This window comes from Streptomyces sp. 8N114 (assembly GCF_052245835.1).
GTDB lineage: Bacteria > Actinomycetota > Actinomycetes > Streptomycetales > Streptomycetaceae > Streptomyces.
The window spans coordinates 128,944-152,728 of sequence record NZ_JBQQBT010000005.1; the positions used below are offsets into that span (position 1 = coordinate 128,944).

Below are 23,785 nucleotides of genomic sequence, written 5' to 3' on the forward strand. Positions count from 1 at the left end.
CGTTCGGGTGCGGCCTTGGGCCCCGCTCCGGTCCCTTTGGCCCGCGCTTTGGATCCGCCTTTCGGCCTGCGCGCGGTGGGGGTGGGCGCTGGGGAAGGGGCCGAGCGGGAGCGGTGCCGACGGCGGTGCTGTTGCCGCTGCTGTTGTTGCTGCTCCGCGGTCACGGCAGCAGCCAGTCGACGGGCCGCTGTGCGGCGAGGTGGACGGCGCCGCTCACCGGCGTCGCGGACCCGGGCGCGGACGGCGGCCCTCCCTTGCGGGACCAGACGTACCCGGACTTGGTGGCCGACGAGCGCTTGAGCCGCACCTGGACCGCCAGCGGCCGGCCCTGGCGGGTGAACTGCTGTGCCAAGTCCTTGTCTCCCAGGAAGCCGCTGATCTGCTGCCGGGTCTGCGGGGCCTGCCCGATGGCCTGCACGGTGCCGCGCAGCAGTCCGTACCGGTCCGTGGACACGGAGCCGACGGTCAGGTCCACGGTCGCGCCCACCCGCAACGTCCCGCCCTTGTCCGCGGGGACGTAGACCATCGCCACCAGCGGATCGTCGGGGCTCTTGATGCGCTCCACGGTCGCCACGTCCGCTCCGGTGGTGACCACGGAGCCGACCTCGGCGGCCAGGGAGCTGACCCGGCCGCGTGCCACCGCGCGCACCGCACGCAGGCCCCGGTCGGTGCGCACGCTCACCACGGGCGCGTCCTTCTCGACCTGCTGCCCCGGCTTGGCGTGCACGGCGGTCACCTGCCCCGCGACGGGGCTCTGGAGGAGGTAACTGCCCCCCGTATGGGTGAGGACGCCGGGCGCGGTGAGCTTGGACGACACCGTGCCGGTGACGGCCCAGACGCAGCCCGCCGCCATCACCACAAGTGTGACGACGAGTACGAGAAGGCCCTGCGGCCGTGCAAAACGTACCGGAACGTCGAGTTCTTCGGGCGATTGCAGCTTGGCAAGCGCCTTTTGCCGGAACTCCACGTCACCTTTCCTTACCTTTCCTTCACGCTTTGGCCTGTAGCCCGTCACCCATGTGGCGGCAACGGCGCATGACCGTAACACATAAGCCCCGGAACGAGGTTCCGGGGCTTATGTCTGGTCTCCGCGCCCAGGAATTGCGAGCACTTCCGGGAGGGCGCGGAGAAAAGTGTCAGTCAACGACGTGAAGAGTCAGTCGATGACACCTGGATTCAGAGCAGTTGCTCAGGCACTGGCCGAGGCGCCGGCGCTGAACGAGGCACCGCTGCTGGGGACAGCCTGGGTGCTGACGCCGGGCACGGTGCTGGCGACCAGGCCCTCGACGCCGCCGATGGTGGAGGCGGCGTCGCCCACGTGCTCGGCCAGAACGCCGCCGGAAACGGCGTCCAGCTCGGTGTCGGCAAGCTCAGCGGTCTCGATCTGGTGACGCATAAATGCGCTTCCCTTCATTGCTTTCGGGATTATGAGGGGGACTCGCCCCAGGCGGCGTGAAATGCCGATCGGGGCGCTCATCAGCCGGGCGTGGGCACACCCGGAAAACCGGACGAATTCGGAACCGGTAGCGGTCGTTCCGCCCGACTGCTCGAAGAGCGAAACACGCCGGTGCAGCCGTCCGCCACTTGAGGGCCTACTCGTCTCAAGATCTCCACATGGTGCACTGCCTGGTGAAGAATCAGCACACGCTCGACGCCTTTGTGCCGCGCGTTACTGCCGTGTTGCGGCCCCTCGCTCCGGCCGCACGTTCACGCCGCACGTTCTTGACGGCTCTCTGCGGGCTGCCTACCGTGCGCCCCAGGACAAGGGACGTTCTACCTCCGGCAGTTGGGAATCGCTCGATGCCGTACGAGAGTTCCGTACCGTTCCGTGCCGGGAGCGAGGGCTACGCCAGCTTCCGGATCCCCGCCGCCGTCCGCGCGTCCGACGGCGCCCTTCTCGCCTTCGCCGAGGGCCGGGTCGACTCCGTCGAGGACAGCGGAGCCATCGACCTCGTCCTCAAACGCTCCACGGACGGGGGCCGCAACTGGGGCCCCCTGACCGTCGTGGCCCGCTACAGCGACGAGGACGGCGACGGCGCGGTCAAGGGCACGGCGGGCAACCCGGCCCCCGTCACCCTCGCCGACGGCCGCATCCTCCTCGTCTTCGTACGCAGCGCGGCCGACGCCACCGAGGAACGCATCCGGCGCGGCGAGGTCGGCGACGCCGAAGGACGCCGTGTCTGGGTGCAGTTCAGCGACGACCACGGCGCCTCGTGGAGCGCGCCCCGTGAGATCACCGCCACGGTCAAGAAAGCCGACTGGCGCTGGTACGCCACCACGCCGGGGCACGCCCTCCAGCTGGCCTCCGGCCGGATCCTGGTCCCCGCCAACCACTCCACCCCGCCCACAGAGCCCGGCGACGACGGCACCGAGGGCCGCTACAACGGCGGCCACGACCTGCTCAGCGACGACGGCGGCGCCAACTGGCGCATCGGCTACGTGGACGACAACCCGGACGGCTGGGTCAACGTCAACGAGACCACGGCCGCCGAACTCCCCGACGGCACCGTCTACTTCAACACCCGCAACGACTCCGAAGCCCCCGCCCACCGCGCCGATGCCCGCTCCACCGATGGCGGCGAAACCCTCACAGCCCCCTTCAGCCCTCAGGACGGCCTCACAGCACCGGTCGTCCAAGCCTCCGTCCTCCAGCTCCGCGACCCCGACGTCCTCCTCTTCTCCGCACCCTCACGCCCCGACACCCGCTACCGCATGTCCGTACGGGCCAGCACGGACGGCGGCGCCACCTGGCGCGAGGCACACGCCGTGGACGAGCGGCGCGCCGCCTACTCCGATCTGGTACGCGTGGACGAGAAGACCGTGGGCCTCCTCTTCGAGACGGGCCAGGCCAGCGCCTACGAGACCCTCACCTTCCGCCGCATCCCCGTGACGGAGCTCGCCTGACCCCCGCTACTCTCGACCGAATGCCCCAGGTTCCACAGACGCGGCGGACTCACCGCATCACCACCCGCAACGCCCGATTCCAGCAGTGGCAGGCTCTGCTGACCAACCGCAGCAAGCGGCAGCGCGCGGGGGAGTTCCTGGTCCAGGGCGTACGCCCGATCACGCTCGCCGTCGAAGGCGGCTGGCCGATCAGCGCCCTGCTGTACGCCGAGGGCCGCCGGCTGTCGGACTGGGCCCGCGCACTGCTCGACTCGCCCGCGCCCGGCGAGCGCATCGCCATGGCGCCCGGACTCCTCGCCGAACTGAGCGAGCGCACGGAGGGAGACGCCGAACTGGTGGCGGTGGCCCGCCTGCCCGAGGACGACCTGTCCCGCATCCCTGTCGGCCCGGCCTTCCTCGGCGTCCTCTTCGATCGCCCGACCAGCCCCGGCAACATCGGCACCCTCATCCGCTCCGCCGACGCCTTCGGTGCCGACGGGCTGATCGTCACCGGGCACGCCGCCGACGTCTACGACCCCAAATCCGTACGCGCCAGCACCGGTTCCCTCTTCTCCCTCCCCGCCGTCCGCGTCCCCTCCCCACGCCAGGTCGACGACTGGCTGTCCGGCCACGGCATCACCGTCATCGGCACCGACGAACACGGTGACACCGCCCTCTTCGACGCCGACCTGACCGGCCCTGTCCTCCTCCTCATCGGCAACGAGACCACCGGCCTCAGCACCACCTGGCGCCAACGCTGCGACCACACCGTCCACATCCCCATGCACGGCACCGCCTCCTCCCTCAACGCCGCCAACGCCGCGACGGCGGTCCTGTACGAGGCAGCCAGGCAACGGCTTCTTGCGGGCCGTGGCCAGGCGGTGGCCGGCGCAGACGGTTGACTTCGTCGAACGCACGGGCGGTGGGCACTCGGCTTGTTACAGTACGTATGCATGTACGCACAGACTGCGGTGCGGGAGAGCACGGGGGAATCGAGTTCACCGAACAGCAGGGGGGAAGGCGTTGTCCTTCAAGGAAGAGTGGAGCCACGCGGGTGGGTCCGCCCGTACGCAACTCAACGGCGCACCGAGTAACGCCGGGGGGAAGAGGGAAGACGGCGCGGACCTGTCGGTGACGGCGGCCGACAAGCGTGCTGCCGCCGGCTATATCGAGAAGGAACTCGGCCCGGCCGCGTTACGCGAGGGCGGCCAGGCCGTGCTGGCGTCGACCAGCGTCTTCGGCAGCAGCAACACCACGCCTGGCGAGTTACGGGGCTGGGACACCAGGAAGGGACTCGACTTCTGCCTGGAACGGTGGGAAGCGGCCTGGAAGAAGGCCGCCGGCCGGCTCAGAAGCGAGATGCACGCCCTCAACGCCACGAAGGTCGCCTTCCAGAACCAGGAGCTGGACCGTGTCCGGGGTTTCAACAGCCTGCTGACTCCGCCCAGCAGCAGCCGTCTCAACGACCTGTGACGGGCGGGCCGGTATGGAACTGACGTACCACGACATCATGAATGCCCGCTTCTCCGCACTCACGGAGACAGCCAAGAACTGGCGGGCGATGGCGAAGCGTTGCGGGACGCTGCGGGACAACTACCGCGACCACGTCCGAAAGAAGCTCACCGGTTGGGCGGGTGAGTCCGCGACTGCCTTCTGGACGTCCTCGGACATCACCCTCCACGAGCTGTCCGCAGCGAAACGCCAGGCGACCAGGATCGCCGAACTGCTGGACGACGCGCATGGCCGCTTGGTCGAGGCCCGCGAACACCTGAAGAAGGTTCGCGACCAGGCCATCCACGAAGGCGGCATGAAGGTCGACGAGTACGGCAAGTGCAACCTCGACACCAGCAAGATGACGGACGAGGAAGCCCAAGGCGCCCTGCACGACCCCAGCCGTATGGACACCGAAGCCAAATGGAACCGCCGCATCCAAGAGGCGGTCAAACACGTCGACGACGTGGACTACGACAACATGCTGGCGCTGAAAGCCGCCGCAAAGGACACGGACGGCAAGGGCGAATCGGGCGGGTTCAACAGCAAGGCTGTGGGCGACGTGGAGAAGCACGCTGCCCAGCGATCGGCTGAGCTGACCGGGCACCTCGATTCCGCGAAGAAGGGTGGCGGACTCAGCCCGGCAGAGCGACGCGAACTCCAGGTGATGTTGCGCGCGAACTCCGACGACAAGCGATTTACCCGGACCCTGCTCGACTCCCTCGGCCCCGAGGGACTGATCGAGGCCGGTTACCAATTGAATGCCCTGGGGGACAGAGGCGACAAGGGGAACCGAAGCCAGTTCCAGGGCATAAGAGAGGACCTCGCTACTTCGCTGGCCACCGCGACAAGGGTGCCGACCTTCCGAAACGAGAAGGGGAAGGTACTCGACGCCGGCCAGGCGGAGTACGGCGACAAGTACCGTGCCTGGCTGCACAGCAAGGACGGCGCCTTCTACAAGGACTGGCGCGAGGACATGCGCGAGGCCGGAGTCAAGGAGTGGTCCCACACCTACGGCAGGGCAGGAACGGCACCGCAAACAAAGGTTACGGGCCTCGGCTACCCGACATTGGTGACCCTGATGCAGCACGGAGAAGGCTACTCACCCCAGATGCTGCACGACTTAGCCGATGACGTCCGCGCCGCCGAGGAGAAGGACCCACATGTCTGGGACCGGCGGGGCACCGACAAGGAGGGGGCGAGCTTCCTCGGCGGAGAGCGAACCCCTGTCGCCAACGACCCCTACGACGGCCTCCTCGGCATCATGGCCAAGGACCCCGACGCCGCAGCCAGCTATCTGAACCCTGCTTCCGATCCGAACCCGGCAGACGGCAAGCCGGAGAAGAACGACCGCCTTGAGTATCTCGTCAAGGACAGGGATTGGAAAATCATCAACTCTCCCGACGCTGCCGTTGGCCCAGATACCACTAACGGGGACGACAAAATTGACAGCGATGCCCGGAATGGATTCGAGGCCGCGCTGAAGGCCGGGGCTACTGGTCGGCTTCCGGATGCTACTGCCTCCGCAACACCGCCCGATCACTCTGCGGCCAATGCGAATGTTATGGAAGAGGCTGTGCGGGTGTTCGGTGGACCGCCCGGTAAGGGAGAGGTCTCGCCGATCGCCAAGGGCGAGGATTTCGTCGGCTTTCGGCGGACCCTCGCGGAGATGATTGCGGACTACCCCGGCGACGTGCAGCGCGAGACGTATGGCGACAACGACCTGAAGGTGAGGGGGCACGCTGCGAACTTTGATGCCGGTGCGCTTCATGAGTACCTGAACCAGGTCGGACGGGATCCCTACGGGTATGGCGTCGTCAAGGCATCCCAGCAGATGTACACCGCTGAACATCTTCGGCACGTGCTCAACAATCTTCCGCCGGAAGTTGACGCGAGCGACGCCCGCGACTACGCCGGTGACGCGGTGGCCGGTGGCGCGTATGTATCAGGGATCCTCAGCGAAGCAAAAGCGGATGCCTTGTACGACGAAAAGATCGCCAAGGCCAGTGACTTCAACAAGAACGCCGACGAGGCCAGCAAATGGGTCAACAGATTTGTTGGTCTGGGGACCGGAAATATTGGGGGCGGGCAAGGTGGTGGAGCGATGCTGGCCGCTCCGACGGGATGGGCTCAGGAGGATTTGAGTGCTGCCGTCATGGAGCAGATCAAGAAGGACGTGCCGACCGAGGCTGAAAAGGGTGAAAGTCAGGGGAGATACAATTTCTCTGAGACTCAAGAGCGGGTTCGGAATTTCCATAATGATCTGGCGGAAAGTGTGGGGCGAGAGGCTGGTTTGGACCGGGAAATTCTCGACGGTGTAATGGATGGCGTGCGGATTGAATCCATTGCTGGCTTCCAGGATGGTTCAGGTACGTCAGGCTCTCATGGCAGCACGGGACCCACGGAGTAGGGGTGCGGCGGGTGAGGATCGGTTCACGCGGTGATAGGCGTTCCGGGGTGTTCATCTTCCTGGTCGGCTTTGTGGTGATGCTTACATCCTGCAGTCAGGCGCCGGAACGTAAGTACAGCGTCCCCCAGAGTTTGTGCGGGCTGTCGATCCCTGAGAAAAAATATTCCCCCCTATTCGGGCCGGGCAATAAGATCTACCGAGACGAGGATCCAGTGAAACTCGGAAGCTCAAGAGTTACTTCGCAGGGTTGCTCCTATTTCGTGGACGGCGAACTCACTGTCACTGTTTCGGGAGAATGGGCCGAGGTGAACGATAAAGCGGCCCCCTCGACGCCAACCGAGGCGATCAAGTGGCACAACACCCGGGACAAGCCGAAAAAATACACAGGTCCCTACGACGTGGCCACCTGGCAGAACGGTGCAGTTGCCGCGATTGACTGCCCCCGCCCGCGTGGTGATGATGACGCGTCATTCACGAGATACCTGGTCGATATCTACGCCAACGACACCCCGCTCAACGACGACCCTGACCGGGCTCACAAGGTGTTTGGTGAACTCGCCCAGGTGGCCATGGCTGAGGTCGTGAAGAGGCTTCCCTGCGAGAGCAGGTGAGCCTCCCTGTCCTGGCGGGGACGTGATCACCTTCACGGCCGACGCCCCGCACGCCCCGCGTGAGCGGATGGCAGGATGCGGCGTATGACTTCTGCTGCCTCTTCTGCCGCCAATGCCAGTGCGCCCAAGAAGGACCCCTGGGAGCTGCCGGATGTGTCCGGGATGCGGGTCGGGGTGCTCGGGGGGACCGGGGACCAGGGGAGGGGGCTGGCGTATCGGCTCGCGCGCGGGGGGATGGCCGTCACCATCGGGTCGCGGGCCGCCGAACGGGCGCAGCAGGCGGCCGAGGAGATCGGGCATGGGGTGCGGGGCGCGGACAACGCCGAGTGTGCCCGTGACTCCGACATCGTGATCGTCGCCGTCCCGTGGGAAGGGCACGCCAAGACGATCGAGTCGCTGCGCGAGGAGCTGGCGGGCAAGCTCGTCGTGGACTGCGTCAATCCGCTCGGCTTCGACAAGAAGGGCGCCTACGCGCTGGTGCCCGAGGAGGGCAGCGCCGCCGAGCAGGCCGCGGCCCTGCTGCCCGAGTCGCGGGTGACGGCCGCCTTCCACCATCTGTCCGCCGTACTGCTCTCCGACCCGGAGGTCGAGGAGATCGAGACGGATGTGATGGTGCTGGGCGAGGTGCGCGCCGACTGCGAGATCGTGCAGGCACTGGCGGCCCGTATCCCCGGTATGCGCGGTGTCTTCGCCGGACGGCTGCGCAACGCGCACCAGGTGGAGTCGCTGGTCGCCAACCTCATCTCCGTCAACCGGCGCTACAAGGCGCACGCGGGTATCCGCCTCACCGACATCTGAGACCGGCGGCTGAGGGACGGGAGCGGCAGCACACGGTGGGGGAGCGGAAGATCCCCGGCGGCGGCTGGACGGTCGCCGTCGTGGTGGCGGCGGTGCTCGCCAGCTGCTCGCAGCACGGCGGGGACGACAGCGAGGGCAGCGGCCGGGGCAAGCAGCACCGGCCCGCGCCGCTGAGCGTGGCCGCCGTCAAGCGGATGGCGGCCCGGCCCGGTGCCGAGTGCCCCGTCCCCTACGACCTGGCCGGTGCGGCGCGGGCCGCCGGTGTGGACGGCGCCGGTGCCGTCAAGGCCGGCTCCGTCGAGGGCGAGCTGCCCGACGACGACGGCTCACCGCTGGCCCGGGTCGACGGCGCACTGGTCGACTGCGGCTACCGCCTCGGCAAGGAGCGGGTACGCCTGTTCACCGTCGGCGTCACCAAGGACACCGCCGTCGATGTGCTGCTGCCGCAGATCCAGCACGACGCCGCGATCTCCATGGACGATCTGCGTACGTTCGCGGTCCGGGCGCAGCGGGCGAAGCCCGGCGAACCGCTGCTCACTTCCAGCGGTAACGTCGCCGCGGTCCGGCTGCCGGCCACCGGCAAGGGGGACCTCGCCCTCGTCGTCAGCATCGGCGCCATCGGCGCCGACCGTACGCGGGTGCTCTCCCGCGGCCAGGTCACCGAGCTGGCCGGCCGGCTCGCGGCCCAGGCCAGGGCCCGCGGCTAGGTCGTGCCCGGCGTGCTTTGCTCCGCCACCTCGTTGTTCCGGTGAGGGGGCCCTCGTCGTACCGGTGAGGGGGCGCTCGATTGCGGGCTGCAGGGTGGGCAAGCGCAGCCCCCATGCCGGATACGCAAGACATGCGGGCCGCACCTGCCGCGACCATCATGGGGGCATGGCAGAGCAGCCCGCACCCGCCGGGCGGGCCGGGGCGACGTCGGATGAGCACGCGTACACGCCGGACCCACGGCGCTGGAAGGCCCTGTCGGTGTGTCTCCTCGTCGGCTTCATGTCGCTGCTGGATGTCTCCATCGTGAACGTCGCGCTGCCCGCCATCGAGAAGGGGCTGGGTGCCTCGGAGTCCGCGCTCTCCTGGGTGGTGTCCGGCTACGCCCTCACCTTCGGCCTCGTCCTCGTCCCCTCCGGCCGGATCGGCGACGCGCTGGGCAGGCGCACCGCCTTCGTCGGCGGCCTGGTCCTGTTCATCGTCGCCTCCATGGCCTGCGGTTTCGCCCCCAGGGGGCTGGGTGGCTGGTGGGCGCCCGGCTGCTCCAGGGCGTGGGCGGCGGACTGGTGATGCCGCAGATCTCCGGCATGATCCAGCAGCTGTTCCGCGGCGCCGAACGCGGCAAGGCGTTCGGGATGCTCGGCTCCACCATCGGCCTGTCGACCGCGGTCGGCCCGCTGCTGGGCGGGCTGCTCATCCAGGGCTTCGGCGCCGACGAGGGCTGGCGCTGGGTCTTCTTCGTCAACCTGCCCATCGGCATCATCGCCTTTCTCCTCGCCCTGCGCCTGGTACCCCGCGCGTGCGCCGAGCGCGACACCGAGCACCGGCACACCCTGGATCCGGCCGGCGTGCTGCTGCTGGGCGCCGGGGTGCTCTCCGTGATGCTGCCGCTGGTGGAGGAACGGCAGTGGCCAGGCCAGGGCAAATGGCTGCTGGTGCCGCTGGGCGCGGCGCTGATCGGCGCCTTCGTGTGGTGGGAGCGGTTCTATCTGCGCCGCGGCAACGAACCCCTGGTCGACCTGCGGCTTTTCCGGGACCGTTCGTACTCGCTGGGAACGCTGCTGGGGTTGGTCTACTTCGCCGGATTCACCACGATCTTCTTCATCTTCACGCTCTTCCTGCAGAAGGGGATGCGCTACAGCGCGCTGCAGGCCGGACTCACCCTGACCCCCTTCGCCCTCGGCTCGGCGGTCTCCGCCGCCGTGGGCGGCCGGTTCATCATCCGCGTGGGCCGCCCGCTGATCGCCGTCGGCCTGGTGCTCGTCCTGGTCGGCCTCGCGGGCGCGGCGCTGGCCGTGCACGAAGTGCAGAACAGCAGCGTGGGCTGGGCGCTGATCGGGCCCATGCTGTGTGCGGGCCTTGGCTCCGGGCTGGTCATCGCCCCCAACCAGACGCTCGCGCTGCGCTCCGTGCCCGTCGCCCAGGGCGGCGCCGCAGGCGGTGTGATCCAGACCGGCCAGCGGATCGGCTCCGCCGCCGGGATCGCCGCCGTGGGCGCCGTGTTCTTCGCCTGGCTCGCCAGCAGCCACAACTGGGCGACCGCGCTGGACTACGGCCTGCTCACCGCCGTGTGCTTCGTCGCGGGCGCGCTGGTGGTGGCCGTCGTCGACATCGTGTACGGGCGCCGCGCCGCACGCCGGGAGGCGTGAGGGAGAATGACGGGTGCACACAGCGCACCGCCCCTCTCGTTGGAGACCGAGCCATGCCAGCCGCCACCCGCCGCATCCCCAAGGGCCTCGCCCTCTACGCGACCGTCATCTGCGTCCTCGCCGTCGTCGCAGCCGTGGTCTCCTTCGCGAACGGCAGCTGGCTCGGCATCGTATGGGTACTGCTGGCGGGCCTGACCTCCAACATGGCCTGGTACTACCACCGCCGTACGGCCCGGGTCGCCGAGTAACCGGACGGCGGGGCTCCGCCCCCGCGGCCCCCGGGGCGAGCGCACTCGGCGGCCCTCAGGGGAGCAGGACGTTCTGGGGTTCGCCCTCCCAGAAGCGGAAGTACTCGAGGCCGAGGTAGGTCTCCAGCTCGGAGACGTTCATGCCGCGCAGCAGGGCATCGATGAAGTCCCAGAAGACCTCGTTGACCTGCGGGATCCACAGGCAGCCGAAGACGATCAGCAAGCCGAACGGAGCGAACGGCTCCGCCTGCTGCCGGGCCCGCGGAGACAGCCAGGGTTCGAGTATGCCGAAGCCGTCGAGCCCCGGCACCGGCAGCAGGTTCAGCAGCGCGGCCGTCACCTGGAGCAGCGCGAGGAAGGCGAGGGCGCAGCGGAAGGCGACGGGCACATCGTGCATGGCGTCGAGCCAGAACGGCGCCGTGAGCACGGCCGCGAACAGCGCGTTCGTCAGCGGTCCCGCCGCCGAGATCACACTGTGCTTCCAGCGCCCCCTGATCCGGCCCCGTTCGATGTAGACCGCACCTCCGGGCAGTCCGATGCCGCCGAGGACGACGAAGATCACCGGCAGCACGATGCTGAGCATCGCATGGGTGTAGTGCAGGGGGTTCAGCGTGAGATACCCCTTCGCCCCCACGGACACGTCCCCCGCGCCCAGCGCGGACCGTGCGTGCGCGTACTCGTGCAGGCACAGCGAGACGATCCACCCGGAGACGACGAAGAAGAAGACGGCCACGCCCGTCACCTCGGCCCAGCCGGACCATACGGCCCAGCCGGAGACCGCCATGATCGCGACGAGTCCGAGGAAGACCGGGCTGATCCGGTGATGGTCCGGGTGGGTGGCTGCGCTGGTCATGGAGCCAGACCGTACCGGCAGCGGCCCGCCCCCCGCGAACCGCGCGCACGATACGGGACGTTGGTACGCGAGCGTGCCATTGGCCCGTAGTGGCCTGCCTTGCTCGTATCGGCACCACGCCGTCAGCCCCGCGAACCCGCCCCCTCGGCCACCGGTGCCCCCTCGGCCACCGGTGCCCTCTCCTGCACCGCCGGGGGCGGTACCGGCTTACCCCCGGCGCGGCGCCCGCCCGCCAGGGAGACCAGCGTGACGCCCCCGATCAGCAGCGCGGCGGCGAGGGCGTCCAGCGCGGTGATGCCCTCGCCGAGCAGCAGCGCGGCGGAGGTCATGCCGAACACCGGCACCAGCAGCGTGAAGGGAGCGACCGACGAGGCGTCGTACTGCCGCAGGAGGAAGCCCCAGGCACCGAAGCCGAACAGCGTGGCGACCCAGGCGATGAAGCAGATGGCACTCAGACCGCCCAGATCGAGAGAGCGCAGCGCGGCCAGATCGGCGGACGGCCCCTCGAACAGCAGGGAGAGGACGAACAGCGGCAGCGGCGGGACGAGACAGACCCACACCATCCACGACAGCGCGTCGGGCGGCGCGGCCTTGCGGGTCAGCACATTGGAGACGCCCCATGCCGCGGCGGCGGCGATGACGAGGAGGAAAGCGCCCAGCGGGCCTGAGGCGCCCTGGCCGACGGCGGCCACCGCTATCCCGGCCAGCGCCACGGCCATCCCGGTCAGCTGTACGCGGCCGAGCCGTTCGCCCAGCGTCACCGCGGCGAACACCGCGGTGAAGACCGCCTGCACCTGGAGGACGAGCGAGGAGAGCCCGGCGGGCATCCCCTGGTGCATGCCCAGGAACAGCAGCCCGAACTTCGCCACGCCCAGCATCAGTCCGACCCCCAGGATCCATCGCAGCGCCACGCGCGGGCGGCGGACGAAGAAGACGGCGGGCAGCGCGGCGACCAGGAAGCGCAGGGCGGAGAACAGCAGCGGCGGGAAGTGCCGCAGCCCGAGCTCGATGACGACGAAGTTGAAGCCCCAGATGGCGGTGACGAGCACCGCGAGGGCGATGTGAAGGGGACGCAGACGCATGCCTTTGATCGTCGCCGTCCACATCGTTCAGCACCAGCACAGATTCGTGCATGGTTGGATTCAGCAATACTGAAGTGTCCTGGCTGAGAGCTGTCCGGCGGGAGCGTCCGCGGGACGGGGAGGAACGAGGAACGAGGAGCGAAGCATGCTCGACCTGTCCAGGCTGCGCGCCCTGCACGCCGTCCAGCTGCACGGTTCGGTGGGCGGCGCCGCGCAGGCGCTCGGCTACACCCCGTCCGCCGTCTCCCAGCAGATCGCCAAGCTGGAGCGGGAGACCGGCACCACGCTGCTGGAGCGGCAGGGGCGCGGCATCGCGCTGACGGACGACGCGCTGATGCTCGTTCGTACGGCTGAGGAGATGCTCAGTCTCGCCGAGCGGGCGGAGGTCGCGCTGGAGGAGCGCAAGGGCCGTCCGGAGGGCCGGCTGCGGCTCGCCGCGTTCCCCAGCGGGGCCCGCGGTCTGATGCCCCGCGTGCTGGCGGGACTCGCCGCCGACCACCCGCAACTGGATCTGCGGATGTCGGAGGTCGACCCGCATCTGTCGGTGGGGCTGGTGGCCAGGGGAGAGATTGACCTGGCCCTCGCCCACGACTGGGACATCACGCCGATGCCGGCCCCCGAAGGGGTGCGCAGCATCCCGCTGGGCGAGGACACCTGCGAGGTGCTGGTGCCCGCCGGACATCCGCTCGCCGCGCGCGACAAGCTCGTCACGGCGGACCTGGCCGGCCAACGATGGGTGTGCCAGCCGCCCGGCACGGTCTGCCACGACTGGCTGCACACGACGCTGCGGACCGCGGGCCAGGAACCGGACGTCGCCTACTACGTGGCCGAGTTCCAGACCCAGGTGGCCCTCGTGGCGGAGGGCCTGGGCATCGCCCTGCTGCCCCACCTGGGGCGGGGTCCGCTGCCCGCGGGGGCGGTGCTGCGCCCGCTGGTACCCGTCCCGACTCGCCGCCTGTTCGCCGTCACCCGCGACTGTCTCCTGAACCGTCCGGCGGTCAGTGCGGCGGTGCGTGCCATGCGCGAAGCCGCGGGCGCCGACCCGCTCCCGTAGCGGGCAGTGCCGCCGCCCTCGTGCGTATGCGACCGAGAGGGTGGTCTGGACTCGCTCAACGGGTGACTTGGCGTCATGTATCGGCGCCGGAGCCCGGCTCGCCTGCTCTGCTGAACGTGTGCGACTGCACACCCCCCGAACTCCCGCCGGTGGAGGCGGAGCAGACTGGGAAAGCGAAAGGACCACAGAATGAGGAAGTCCGAAACGACCCGTCGCGTACGGGCCCTGTCCGTGGTGGCGGCGATGGCGACCGCTCTGGTGGGCATGGCGCCGGTGGCGGCGGTCGCCGGTGACGGGCCGAGCGGCGGCCACCACCACAAGCGCGGTTACATCTGCGACAAGCTGGTGAAGCACCACCACGCCGCGGTCGGCATCGGCCACTGCAAGGCCATCAACGCGCCGCGCAAGGGCCTCATCCGCGGCACGTTCACCATCGAGACCCGCAAGGGCCACCACGGCAAGCACCACAAGAAGGTCGTGTGCGTGCCCAAGCACGGCGTCTCCGGCTGGGCCAACACTCCCAAGTGGGTCCGCGGCAAGCACTGCCACCCGCACCACCACCACGGCTGACCTGCGGCAGAAACGCCCGGGCCGGGGACACGGAGTGCCGTGACCCCGGCCCGTTCCATTGCCCGGCCGGCGCCGGCTCGGTGCCGCGCGGCGAGGCTCAGCCGAACACCGGCCGGTCCGCTCTCAGCGTCCAAGGCAGCAGGGCGAGAGATCCCGCGTAGCCGACGGCCCCCACCAGCGACGTACTCCGTGTCGCAGTCATGCCGGCCACCCTATGCACGGGGCGCCGCCCGCTGCTCCAGCTGGCAGGGGCCGACTGCCGACGGGGCGGCGCGGGACCGGTGGCAGTATGTGGGGGTGCGCTACCTCTACCGCGTTCTGGGCACCACCCAGGCCCTCCGCGAAGACGGCACCACCGTGCCGATCGGCGGGGCAAGGCTGCGGGCTCTGCTGACCGCGCTCGCCCTCGCGGGAGGCCGCGCCGTACACGCCGGTGAGCTCGCCGCGGCCGTGTGGTCGCAGCACGAGGACCCGCCCGCTGACGAGACGGCAGCGCTCCAGGCGCTCGTCGGGCGGCTGCGCAGGTCGCTGGGGCGGGAGGCGGTCGGCTCCGTCGAGGGCGGCTACCGGCTGGTGGCGACCCGCGACGACATCGACCTGTACCGCTTCGAGCGGCTGGCCTCCGAGGGCGCGGCAGCCCTCGCGGACGGCGACCCGGTCAAGGCCGCCGACCTGCTCGACGACGCCCTCGCGCTCTGGCGCGGCCCCGCGCTGGCCGACCTGCCCGACGGGGGAGGGGCCGCCGCTGTCCGCGCCGCCGACCGCGCACTGGCCGCACGCCGCCACCGGGCCGAGGCAGCGCTCGCGCTGGGCCATGCCGAATCCGTACTGCCCACGGTGCGGCAGCTCGCCGACGAGCACCCGCTGAACGAGCCGCTCCAGGCGCTGCTGCTGCGCGCCCTGCGCGACGCGGGGCGTACCGCCGAGGCACTGGCGGCGTACGAAACGGTCAGAACCCGGCTCACCGACCAGCTCGGCACCGACCCGAGCCCCGAGCTGCGCGCCCTGCACGCGGAGTTGCTGGCCGACGAGACGGTTGTCCCCGCTGCGAACCGGCCCGCGACGCACTCCACGGCGACGTCCGCCGCAATACATCCCGTACCGCATGCCGCCGCACACGCGGCCGTTCCCCGTGAGCCGCGGCCGTTCCGGCGGGCTCCCGGCAACCTCCGCGCCGGTGTGACCTCGTTCGTGGGGCGGGAGATGGAGATCGACGCGCTGTGCCAGGAGCTCGGCACGGCGCGGCTGGTGACGCTCACCGGGCCCGGAGGGGCGGGCAAGACGCGGCTGTCGGTGGAGACGGCGGCCCGGGCGCGCGCCGAGCGGGGCGCGGAGTGGGCGGACGGCGTTTGGGTGGCCGAACTCGCCGCCGTACGCGACCCGCACGACCAGGGCGCGACGGCCGAGGCCGTGCTCACCGCGCTCGGCGGTCGCGAGACGGTGCTGACCGGCACCACCGCCGAGGGGCTGCGCGCGGCGACCGATCCCATCGCAGGGAACCCCCTCGCCCAGCTCGCCGAGCGCTGTGCGGCCCGCCGGATGCTGCTGGTGCTGGACAACTGCGAGCACCTCATCGACGCGGCGGCCCGGGTGGTGGAGACGCTGCTGGTGGAGTGCCCGGGCGTCACCGTGCTCGCGACCAGCCGCGAACCGCTCGGGGTTCCCGGGGAGTTCGTGCGTCCCGTCGAGCCGCTGCCCGACCCGGTGGCGCTGCGGCTCCTCGCCGAGCGGGGCGCCTCGGCGCGGCCCGGTTTCCGGATCGAGGACGACCCGGAGGCATGCGCGGAGATCTGTCGCCGGCTCGACGGGCTGCCGCTGGCGATCGAGCTGGCGGCGGCCCGGCTGCGCTCGCTGACGCCCGGTCAGCTCGCCCGCCGCCTCGACCACCGGTTCCGGCTGCTGACCAGCGGGAACCGCACTGTCCTGCCCCGTCAGCAGACGCTGCGCGCGGTTGTGGACTGGTCGTGGGAGCTGCTGGACGCGGCGGAGCGTGCGGTGCTGCGGCGGCTGGCGGTCTTCACAGGCGGCTGCGAGCTGGAGCAGGCCGAGGAGGTGTGCGCGGATCTCGTCGAGGAGGCGGACGGAGACGCCGAGGATGCTGCCGCGCTGCTGAGTTCCCTTGTCGACAAGTCGCTGGTGGTGGCCGTACCCGGGGAGGGCGCGGCCGGGATGCGCTACCGGCTGCTGGAGACCGTCGCCGAGTACGCGGCCGAGAAGCTGGACGCGGTGCCCGGCGAACGGGAGCACGCCGAGCGCCGCCATCTGACCGTCTACCGCGAACTGGCCCGGAAGGCCGACCCGTTGCTGCGCGGACCCCAGCAGGTGACGTGGCTGGACCGGCTGGAGTGCGAACACGACAACATCCGCACCGCGCTGCGCCGGGCGATCGCCGCGCGCGACGAGCACGAGGCGCTGTGTCTGATCCTGTCGATGACCTGGTTCTGGCAGCTGCGCGGCCACCGCGCCGACTCGCGCAACTGGAGCGAGGCCGCGCTCTCGCTCGGCCCCGATCCCTTCGCCACGCCGCCGCGTCCCGCGCCACCGCTGTACGAACCGTGCACGGCCACGCCGCCGCCGATGAGCGAGGAGCAGCTGTGGGAGGCCCGGCGCGGGGTGCGGCTGATGGTGCTGGCCGATGCCGAGGACGGCGTCGAGAGTCTGGAGAGCCCTGGGCGGCAGGCCGAACTGCGCAACGTCACCCAGGTCTACTCCCCGGGGATGCCGCAGGTGTGCCGCATCCCCGGCTGTATGTGGTTCTTCGCATGGCTGATGACCGGCAACTTCGGGAAACTTGCCGAGCTGTCCGACGCGTTCGTGGCCGGCTGCCGTGAGCTGGGCTACGAGTGGGAGCTGGCCTTCGCCCTCCAGCTGCGCGCCAAGCTGACCAGCGACCACCCCGCCAGCTGGGAGAGATCGGCGGCGGACGCGGCGGAGAGCCTGGAGATCTTCCGCAGGATGGGGGACGCCTGGGGCGAGGCCGAGGCGCTTTCCGGCCGTGCCGAGGCGCTCACCGCACGCGGGGAGTTCGCCCGCGCTGCCGAGGCGTGCAGGCTGGCCATCACGCGGGCCGAGCAACTGGGCGCCCACAGCCAGGTGCCGCAGCTCAAGTCCCGGCTCGGCTCGGTGCTGGTGGAGCTGGACGACCCGGAACTCGTCGTGGAGGGCGTGCGGTTGATGCGGGAGGCGGTCGAGGAGTCCGAGCACCTCCATGGCGACGGCCCCAACTTCGCGGCCGTCCAGTACGCCGTGCACCTCATCCGGCAGGGGGAGCCCGTGCGGGGCAGGGAGCTGCTGAGCCCGCTGGAGGAGGAGTTCGCCGACCGGGTGCCGCAGCTGTTCGCGGGGATGATCGAGGGGATCACGGCCTGGTCGTACGTCGTCGAGGGCAAGCCGGACGAGGCGCTGGCCAAGCTGCGCGGGTCCATCGTCAAGACCCGCGATCTGATGGCGGAGGCGGTCGCTCCGCACCTGACGCTAAGTCAGCTGCTGAGCGCCGCCCAGGCATTGGCCGCGCTCGGCCGCGGCGAGGAGGCCGGGTCGCTGGTGGGTGCCTACGACGGTCTGTCGCAGCTTCCGGAGGGGCACTTCCCGCACCCCGTCGAGCGCGAGTCGCGGGCGGCCGCGGAGGCGGCTGTGCGGGAAGTGCTGTCTTCCGAGGAGGCGTATGCGAGGGCGTACGCCTCTGGTCGTGACCTCTCCCTCCAAGAGGCCGTCAACCTGGTCCGCGACGCCTGACGGGGTCCCGCCGCGGCCATTGGGTGCCCCGCACTCGCGCGACGGCCGCACCCGCACCGCTGCGTGGGCGCCCTTCGTCTGCGGCCCGGTGGCCCGTGCTGCGCTTGCCCACCCTGCGCCCCTGGCGCAGACTGCCCAAGCGCAGCAGGGTGGGTGCGCTTGCCCACCCTGCGCCCCCAGGCTCTTCGAGCAGGGTGTACCCCCAGGCGCAGAGTGCCCAAGCACAGCAAGTCGGGGCGACAAGGTGGGGCGGCAAAGACCGTCAGGTCTTCTTGCGGAACTTGGAGATGGCGATCGGCGCCGTGACCAGGGTGAGGCCGACGGCCCAGATCACCGTCCACATCACCGGGCTCGCGACCTCGCCCCGTCCGAGCATCAGCCCGCGGGCGGAGTCGGCGACATGGGTGAGCGGGTTGATGTCGGTGAACGTCTTCAGCCAGCCGGGCATGGTGCCGGGCGGCACGAAGACCGAGGAGCCGAACTGGAGCGGCATCAGCACCAGGAAGGAGACGCCCTGCACGGCCTGGGCCGTGTTCATCGTCAGGCCCAGCAGGATGAAGATCCACAGCAGTGAAGCGCCGAACAGCGCGGTCAGCCCGATGGCGGCCAGCATGCCCAGCCAGTGCCCGTGGATGTCGAAGCCGACCAGGAAACCCACGGTCAGCAGCACGGTGACGGCGACCAGCATCCGGCCGATCTCCACCACCGACTTGGCTATCAGCACCGAGGAGCGGGCTATCGGCATGGACCGGAAGCGGTCCATCACGCCCTTGCGGAAGTCCTCGTTGATGCCTGTGCCGACGGCCATCGCGATGGACATGCCCATCATGCCCATCATGCCGGGGATCAGATACTGGATGTACTGCTGCCGGCTGCCGTTGCCGCCGCCCCCTCCGATGGCACCACCGAAGACGTAGACGAACAGCAGCGTGAAGATGATGGGCATCAGCAGTGCGTCCATCATCGACTCGGGGTCCTGCTTGATCTGCAGCGCGTTGCGGCGGACGAGCGCGCCGATGTGCCGCAGGTTGGCCCGCAGTCCGATGCGGCCCTCTACCGTGCCGGGCTTGCCGGGTGCGCGGTCCGTCCCGGACCCGGAGCCGGTCGGGGCCTGCTCGGGCCCGGGTGCTTTGACGGTGGCGGTACTCACGCCGCGACCTCCTCGAGCTCGTTCTCGTCGTCCTGGTGGGTGGCCTTCTGGCCGGTGAGGGCCAGGAACACCTCGTCCAGGCTGGGCAGGTGGGTGGCGATGTCGGCTATCGCGAAGCCGCGTTCGCCCAGCAGCGCGACGACGGCCGTCAGCTGTTCGTCGCTGACGATCGGGACGCTGACGACGCCCGACTCCTCGTCCGCGGTGGCACCGGCAACCCCGTCCAGACCTGCCTGGGCGACGGCTCCGACCATCCGCGTCAGCTCGCCCGGGTCCGCCGGGCGGATCTCCAGCGTGCGGCCGCCGACCTTCGCCTTCAGCTCGGGCACCCGGCCCTCGGCGATGATCCGGCCGCGGTCGACGACCGTCAGCTCGCCGGCCAGCTGCTCGGCCTCCTCCATGTACTGCGTGGTGAGCAGCACGGTGTTGCCGTCGGCCACGATGCTCTTGACCTCGTCCCACACCTCGTTGCGGGTGCGCGGGTCGAGACCCGTGGTGGGCTCGTCCAGATACAGCACCTTGGGGCGGCCGATCATGGAAGCCGCCAGGTCGAGCCGGCGCCGCATACCGCCGCTGTACTTCATCACGGGGCGCCGGGCCGCCTCGGTGAGGGAGAACCGCTCCAGCAGTTCGTCGGCGCGCTTGCGTGCTTCCGTACGGGGCAGGTCGAGCAGCCGCCCGATCATGTAGAGGTTCTCCCAGCCCGCCAGCTTCTCGTCCACCGAGGCGTACTGGCCGGTCAGACCTATCGTGCGGCGCAACTCGCGGGGCTGGCGCACCACGTCGAACCCGGCGACCTTCGCCGTGCCCGCGTCGGGTTGCAGGAGCGTGGAGAGCATCCGGACGAGCGTCGTCTTGCCCGCGCCGTTGGGGCCCAGCACACCCATCACGGTGCCTTCGCGCACATCGAGGTCGATGCCGTCGACGGCCTTCGTCTCCCCGAAGTGTTTGACCAGTCCGCGGACCTCGACCGCGTTCGTCGTCTTCTCTCGCGTCATGCCGCCACTGTGCCAGGCCCCACTGACAAACGACCGACAAACGACCGACAGCCCACCGACACCCGAATCGGACACCCGAGCCGGGTCTGTCGGTGGGCCGTCGCGCCGCTCACTGGAAAGAGCTGCGGAAGGAGTGGTTCGAAGGGGCTACTCGAAGGAGTGCTCCGCCGCCGGGAAGGCGCCCTCGACGACGTCCTCGGCGAAGGCCCGCGCCGCGTCGCCCAGCGTCGTACGCAGCGCGGCGTACTGCTTCACGAAGCGCGGCAGCTTGCCCGGGGTGAGGCCCGCCATATCGGTCCACACCAGCACCTGGGCGTCGCAGTCGTTCCCCGCGCCGATACCGACGGTGGGCACATGCAGCGCCCGGGTGACCTCGGCGGCGACCGGTGCGGGCACCATCTCCAGGACGACGGCGAAGGCCCCGGCGTCCTGGACGGCCTTGGCGTCCCGCATCAACTGGTGCGCGGCCTCCTCGCCGCGCCCCTGCACCCGGTAGCCCATGGCGTGCACGGACTGCGGGGTCAGTCCGATGTGTGCCATCACCGGGATGCCCGACCGCACCAGCAGCCCGATCTGGTCGGCGGAGCGCTCGCCGCCCTCCAGCTTGACGGCCTGCGCACCGGCTTCCTTGACGAGCCTGGTGGCGCTGCGCAGCGCCTGGACCTCGCCCTCCTGGTACGAGCCGAACGGCAGGTCGGCAACGACCAGAGCGCGGTCGGTACCCCGTACGACGGCGGCGGTCAGCATGGTGACCTCGTCCATGGTGACCGGCACGGTCGTCTCGTAGCCGAGATGGCAGTTGCCCATCGAGTCGCCGACGAGCAGGACGGGGATGCCGGCCTCGTCGAAGACGGAGGCGGTCATCGCGTCGTAGGCGGTGAGCATGGGCCACTTCTCGCCCCGCTCCTTGGCGAGTGCGAGGTCGCGCACGGTCACACGGCGATTACGGGTTCCCCCGTAGAGAGTCTGTGGCATGGCTGATGACTCCTGTTGTCGTCTCGAAGCGCCCGTACGGCGTCTCCGGATCTGCGTCCCATGCTGGCACGCCCCTCTGTCACCCGGTAGAGGGCCGGGGGCGGGGTGACGCATGACGAAGTTTTTACGAAACGGAACGATCCCGTTTCGAAAACAGGACCTACGCTGCCTGCCATGAGTAGCCCCAGTTCTTCTGCTGCACCAGAGGTGTCCGGGAAAGCCGAGGCGCTCCACCCGCGCCGGTGGACGGTCCTCGGTGTACTGATGCTCAGTCTGCTGGTCGTCGTCCTGGACAACAGCATCCTCAACGTGGCGATGAAGACCCTCGCCCGGCCCGCGCCCGTCGGACTGGGCGCCACCCAGAGCGAGTTGGAGTGGGCCATCAACGCCTACACGCTCGTCTTCGCCGGTCTCCTGTTCACCGCGGGCCTCCTCGGTGACCGGCTGGGCCGCAAGAAGGTGCTCATGGCCGGGCTGCTGGTGTTCGGCCTGGGCTCCGTGCTGGCGGCCTTCTCCACCGGGCCGGGCGAACTGATCGTCTACCGCGCCCTGATGGGGTTCGGGGCGGCCTTCGTGCTGCCGGCCACCCTGGCCATCCTGATGAACGTCTTCCCGCGCGAGGAACAGCCCAAGGCCATCGGCATCTGGGCGGGCGCCGTCGGGCTCGGTGTCGCCATCGGCCCCATCACCGGCGGATTGCTGCTCGAGCACTTCTGGTGGGGCTCGGTCTTCTTCGTCAACGCACCCGTCGTGCTCGTCGCGCTGGTGGCCAACCTGGCGCTGGTGCCCGACTCCCGCGACCCGGCGCCGGGCCGGCTCGACCCGCTGGGCGTGCTGCTCTCGGTCGCCGGGCTGGTGCTGCTGGTCTACGGGATCATCGAAGGCGGCCAGCTGGCCGACTTCACCGACCCGAAGGTGCTCGCCACCACGGGCGGCGGCGTCCTCGTCCTGGCGCTGTTCCTGCTGCACGAGCGGCGCAGCAGCCATCCAGCGCTCGATGTGCGCTACTTCCGCAATCCCGCGTTCTCCGCCGCAGTCGCCGCGATCGCCCTGGTCTTCTTCGCGCTCATGGGGGTGATGTTCTTCGGCGTCTTCTACATCCAGAGCGTGCGCGGCTTCAGCCCGCTGGAGGCCGGGCTGCTGATGCTCCCACTGGCCGTCGCCCAGATGATCTTCTCCCCGCGTGCCGCCAAGGCTGTCACCCGCTTCGGCGCCAAGGCCGTGTGCACGGTGGGCATGGTGCTGGTCGCCGTCAGCATGTTCGCCTTCACCACGCTGGACGAGACGACGCCACTGTGGCAGTTGGAGGTCATCTACTTCGTGCTCGGCGGCGCGATGGCGTACATCATGCCGCCCGCCACCGTCTCGATCATGCAGTCGATGCCCCGCGAGAAGGCGGGTTCCGGCTCGGCCGTCAACAACACCTTCCGCCAGGTCGGCGGGGCGCTCGGGGTGGCCGTCCTCGGCTCGCTGCTCTCCACCCGCTACCGGGACAGCGTCGACGGCACCCTCGCCGCCGTACCGCACCTGCCCGGCGACGCGCAGCACTCGGCCGGCGAGTCCATCGAGGCCACCCTCGCGCTCGCCGACCGGCTGGGGCCGGCGGGGCGGGCGCTGGTGGACCCGGCCAAGTCGGCCTTCGTGGACGCCATGCACACCACCGTGCTCGTCTCCGGGGCCGTCGCGCTGCTGGGCGCACTGGTCGTCGCCGGCTGGCTGCCCGGCAAGCCCGTTGCGGAGGCCGCGGGGGAAGATGAGACCGGCGGGGAAGAGGAGAAGCAGCCAGTGGGGACGGAGCGGTGAGTCTGCGGTGAAGCGTGCGGGTGACAGGGGTACGGCGGGAGAGCTCCCGGACGCCGGCGAGAACCCGTCCCTCCCGCCCGGAAAGCCCTCCGGCAAGGCGCGCGGGCGTCCGCGCAGCGAGGCCGTCGAGCGCGCCATCCTGGACGCGGTCACACGGCTCCTGGAGGAGGGCGTCTCCTACGACGCCCTCTCCGTCGAGCAGATCGCCCGCACCGCGGGCGTCGGCAAAGCCGCGGTCTACCGGCGCTGGTCCGGCAAGGACGAGCTGTTCCTGTACGTCGTCAAGGAGATGGAGGAGCCGGCGTACGAGGGCCCCGGGGACGGGCCGCTGCGCGAGGTCCTCATCGGGGCCCTGAGCTGGCTGCGCCAGATCGGTCTCGCCAAGCGGCGCTCCACGCTGCTGCGGGTGCTGGCCGGCCATGTGCACAGCCGCCCCGAGCTGTGGAAGCGCTACCACGAAACCGTCATCAGCGCCCGCCGCGAGCGCCTGGCCTTCGTACTGCGGCGCGGGATCGAGCGCGGGGAGCTGCGCGGCGACATCGACATCGACGTCCTCGTCGACATGCTGACGGCGCCGATCCTCGCCCGCATCCTGCTGCGCGACTGGGAAGAGCTGCCCGAGGAGATGCCCCGCCAGATCGTCGACGCCTTTCTGGACGGCCTCCGCCCTCGGAGGTGACATCCCGTCACCGGACGGCGGCCGGTGCGTGGGTCGTGCCCCTACGGCCGGTCAGGGGGCCGTACAGGCTGCGTGAGGGTTGTGTCACAGT

The 23,785-nt window shown here is 70.1% G+C and carries 20 protein-coding genes and 1 pseudogene; 14 read left to right on the plus strand and 7 right to left on the minus strand.

All coding sequences use genetic code 11. From position 1 onward, the window contains the following. Window positions 1–160: 160 nt before the first annotated feature. Both ACTWQF_RS13455 and ACTWQF_RS13460 read right to left on the minus strand, forming a co-directional pair. Window positions 161–967, minus strand: a complete 807-nt coding sequence (locus ACTWQF_RS13455) for an HlyD family efflux transporter periplasmic adaptor subunit (protein WP_443279579.1) — start codon at window positions 965–967, stop codon at window positions 161–163. A 222-nt stretch (window positions 968–1,189) separates the two neighbouring features. Then, complete coding sequence (locus ACTWQF_RS13460) at window positions 1,190–1,396, minus strand: hypothetical protein (RefSeq protein WP_443279580.1); 207 nt, start codon at window positions 1,394–1,396, stop codon at window positions 1,190–1,192. Between the two features lie 404 nt (window positions 1,397–1,800). On the opposite strand from ACTWQF_RS13460, the gene ACTWQF_RS13465 reads away from it, so the two are divergent. The 9 genes and pseudogenes from ACTWQF_RS13465 to ACTWQF_RS13505 all read left to right on the plus strand — a co-directional run bounded on the left by ACTWQF_RS13465 (window position 1,801) and on the right by ACTWQF_RS13505 (window position 10,795). Further along, window positions 1,801–2,904 (plus strand): sialidase family protein, encoded by a 1,104-nt coding sequence (locus tag ACTWQF_RS13465; RefSeq protein ID WP_443279581.1) that lies wholly within the window; start codon window positions 1,801–1,803, stop codon window positions 2,902–2,904. A gap of 20 nt (window positions 2,905–2,924) precedes the next feature. Then, window positions 2,925–3,785, plus strand: coding sequence for a TrmH family RNA methyltransferase (locus ACTWQF_RS13470; RefSeq protein ID WP_443279582.1), 861 nt, complete (start codon window positions 2,925–2,927; stop codon window positions 3,783–3,785). Between the two features lie 121 nt (window positions 3,786–3,906). Beyond that, complete coding sequence (locus ACTWQF_RS13475; RefSeq protein ID WP_443279583.1) at window positions 3,907–4,356, plus strand: hypothetical protein; 450 nt, start codon at window positions 3,907–3,909, stop codon at window positions 4,354–4,356. Between the two features lie 13 nt (window positions 4,357–4,369). Further along, window positions 4,370–6,784 (plus strand): hypothetical protein, encoded by a 2,415-nt coding sequence (locus ACTWQF_RS13480; protein WP_443279584.1) that lies wholly within the window; start codon window positions 4,370–4,372, stop codon window positions 6,782–6,784. A gap of 47 nt (window positions 6,785–6,831) precedes the next feature. Beyond that, window positions 6,832–7,395 carry a hypothetical protein gene (locus ACTWQF_RS13485; protein WP_443279585.1) on the plus strand — a complete coding sequence of 188 codons (564 nt, stop codon included), beginning with the start codon at window positions 6,832–6,834 and terminating at the stop codon, window positions 7,393–7,395. Window positions 7,396–7,479: 84 nt separating this feature from the next. Beyond that, a complete protein-coding gene (gene npdG / locus ACTWQF_RS13490; RefSeq protein ID WP_443279586.1) occupies window positions 7,480–8,193 on the plus strand; it encodes an NADPH-dependent F420 reductase in 714 nt (237 codons plus the stop codon). A gap of 35 nt (window positions 8,194–8,228) precedes the next feature. Beyond that, on the plus strand, window positions 8,229–8,900 hold the full coding sequence (locus ACTWQF_RS13495) for a hypothetical protein (protein WP_443279587.1): 672 nt from the start codon (window positions 8,229–8,231) through the stop codon (window positions 8,898–8,900). Between the two features lie 166 nt (window positions 8,901–9,066). After that, a pseudogene (locus ACTWQF_RS13500) lies at window positions 9,067–10,547 on the plus strand (MFS transporter). Window positions 10,548–10,600: 53 nt separating this feature from the next. Beyond that, complete coding sequence (locus ACTWQF_RS13505; RefSeq protein WP_443279588.1) at window positions 10,601–10,795, plus strand: hypothetical protein; 195 nt, start codon at window positions 10,601–10,603, stop codon at window positions 10,793–10,795. A gap of 55 nt (window positions 10,796–10,850) precedes the next feature. Here the strand turns inward: ACTWQF_RS13505 and ACTWQF_RS13510 are convergent, their stop codons facing one another. Together ACTWQF_RS13510 and ACTWQF_RS13515 are read right to left on the minus strand one after the other, a co-directional pair. Beyond that, entirely contained in the window at window positions 10,851–11,648 is a 798-nt protein-coding gene (locus ACTWQF_RS13510; RefSeq protein ID WP_443279589.1) for a site-2 protease family protein, read from the minus strand. A 122-nt stretch (window positions 11,649–11,770) separates the two neighbouring features. Beyond that, complete coding sequence (locus ACTWQF_RS13515; RefSeq protein ID WP_443279838.1) at window positions 11,771–12,724, minus strand: EamA family transporter; 954 nt, start codon at window positions 12,722–12,724, stop codon at window positions 11,771–11,773. 151 nt (window positions 12,725–12,875) lie between these two features. Between ACTWQF_RS13515 and ACTWQF_RS13520 the strand changes: the two genes are divergently transcribed. The 3 genes from ACTWQF_RS13520 (at window position 12,876) to ACTWQF_RS13530 (ending at window position 18,089) form a co-directional block, all read left to right on the plus strand. After that, window positions 12,876–13,784 carry a LysR family transcriptional regulator gene (locus tag ACTWQF_RS13520; RefSeq protein ID WP_443279590.1) on the plus strand — a complete coding sequence of 303 codons (909 nt, stop codon included), beginning with the start codon at window positions 12,876–12,878 and terminating at the stop codon, window positions 13,782–13,784. A gap of 189 nt (window positions 13,785–13,973) precedes the next feature. Beyond that, entirely contained in the window at window positions 13,974–14,354 is a 381-nt protein-coding gene (locus ACTWQF_RS13525) for a hypothetical protein (protein ID WP_443279591.1), read from the plus strand. A 291-nt stretch (window positions 14,355–14,645) separates the two neighbouring features. Next, a complete protein-coding gene (locus ACTWQF_RS13530) occupies window positions 14,646–18,089 on the plus strand; it encodes an AfsR/SARP family transcriptional regulator (RefSeq protein WP_443279592.1) in 3,444 nt (1,147 codons plus the stop codon). A 262-nt stretch (window positions 18,090–18,351) separates the two neighbouring features. On the opposite strand, the gene ACTWQF_RS13535 is transcribed toward ACTWQF_RS13530, so the two are convergent. The 3 genes from ACTWQF_RS13535 to panB all read right to left on the minus strand — a co-directional run bounded on the left by ACTWQF_RS13535 (window position 18,352) and on the right by panB (window position 21,212). Further along, on the minus strand, window positions 18,352–19,239 hold the full coding sequence (locus ACTWQF_RS13535; protein ID WP_443279593.1) for an ABC transporter permease: 888 nt from the start codon (window positions 19,237–19,239) through the stop codon (window positions 18,352–18,354). Continuing rightward, a complete protein-coding gene (locus ACTWQF_RS13540) occupies window positions 19,236–20,237 on the minus strand; it encodes an ATP-binding cassette domain-containing protein (protein ID WP_443279594.1) in 1,002 nt (333 codons plus the stop codon). Before ACTWQF_RS13540 ends, ACTWQF_RS13535 begins: the two co-directional genes overlap by 4 nt. A 147-nt stretch (window positions 20,238–20,384) precedes the next feature. After that, window positions 20,385–21,212 (minus strand): 3-methyl-2-oxobutanoate hydroxymethyltransferase, encoded by an 828-nt coding sequence (gene panB / locus ACTWQF_RS13545; RefSeq protein WP_443279595.1) that lies wholly within the window; start codon window positions 21,210–21,212, stop codon window positions 20,385–20,387. Between the two features lie 174 nt (window positions 21,213–21,386). Between panB and ACTWQF_RS13550 the strand changes: the two genes are divergently transcribed. Both ACTWQF_RS13550 and ACTWQF_RS13555 read left to right on the plus strand, forming a co-directional pair. Then, window positions 21,387–23,015 carry a DHA2 family efflux MFS transporter permease subunit gene (locus ACTWQF_RS13550; protein WP_443279596.1) on the plus strand — a complete coding sequence of 543 codons (1,629 nt, stop codon included), beginning with the start codon at window positions 21,387–21,389 and terminating at the stop codon, window positions 23,013–23,015. 7 nt (window positions 23,016–23,022) lie between these two features. Further along, window positions 23,023–23,694, plus strand: coding sequence for a TetR/AcrR family transcriptional regulator (locus tag ACTWQF_RS13555; protein ID WP_443279597.1), 672 nt, complete (start codon window positions 23,023–23,025; stop codon window positions 23,692–23,694). The last annotated feature ends 91 nt before the right edge of the window (window positions 23,695–23,785 follow it).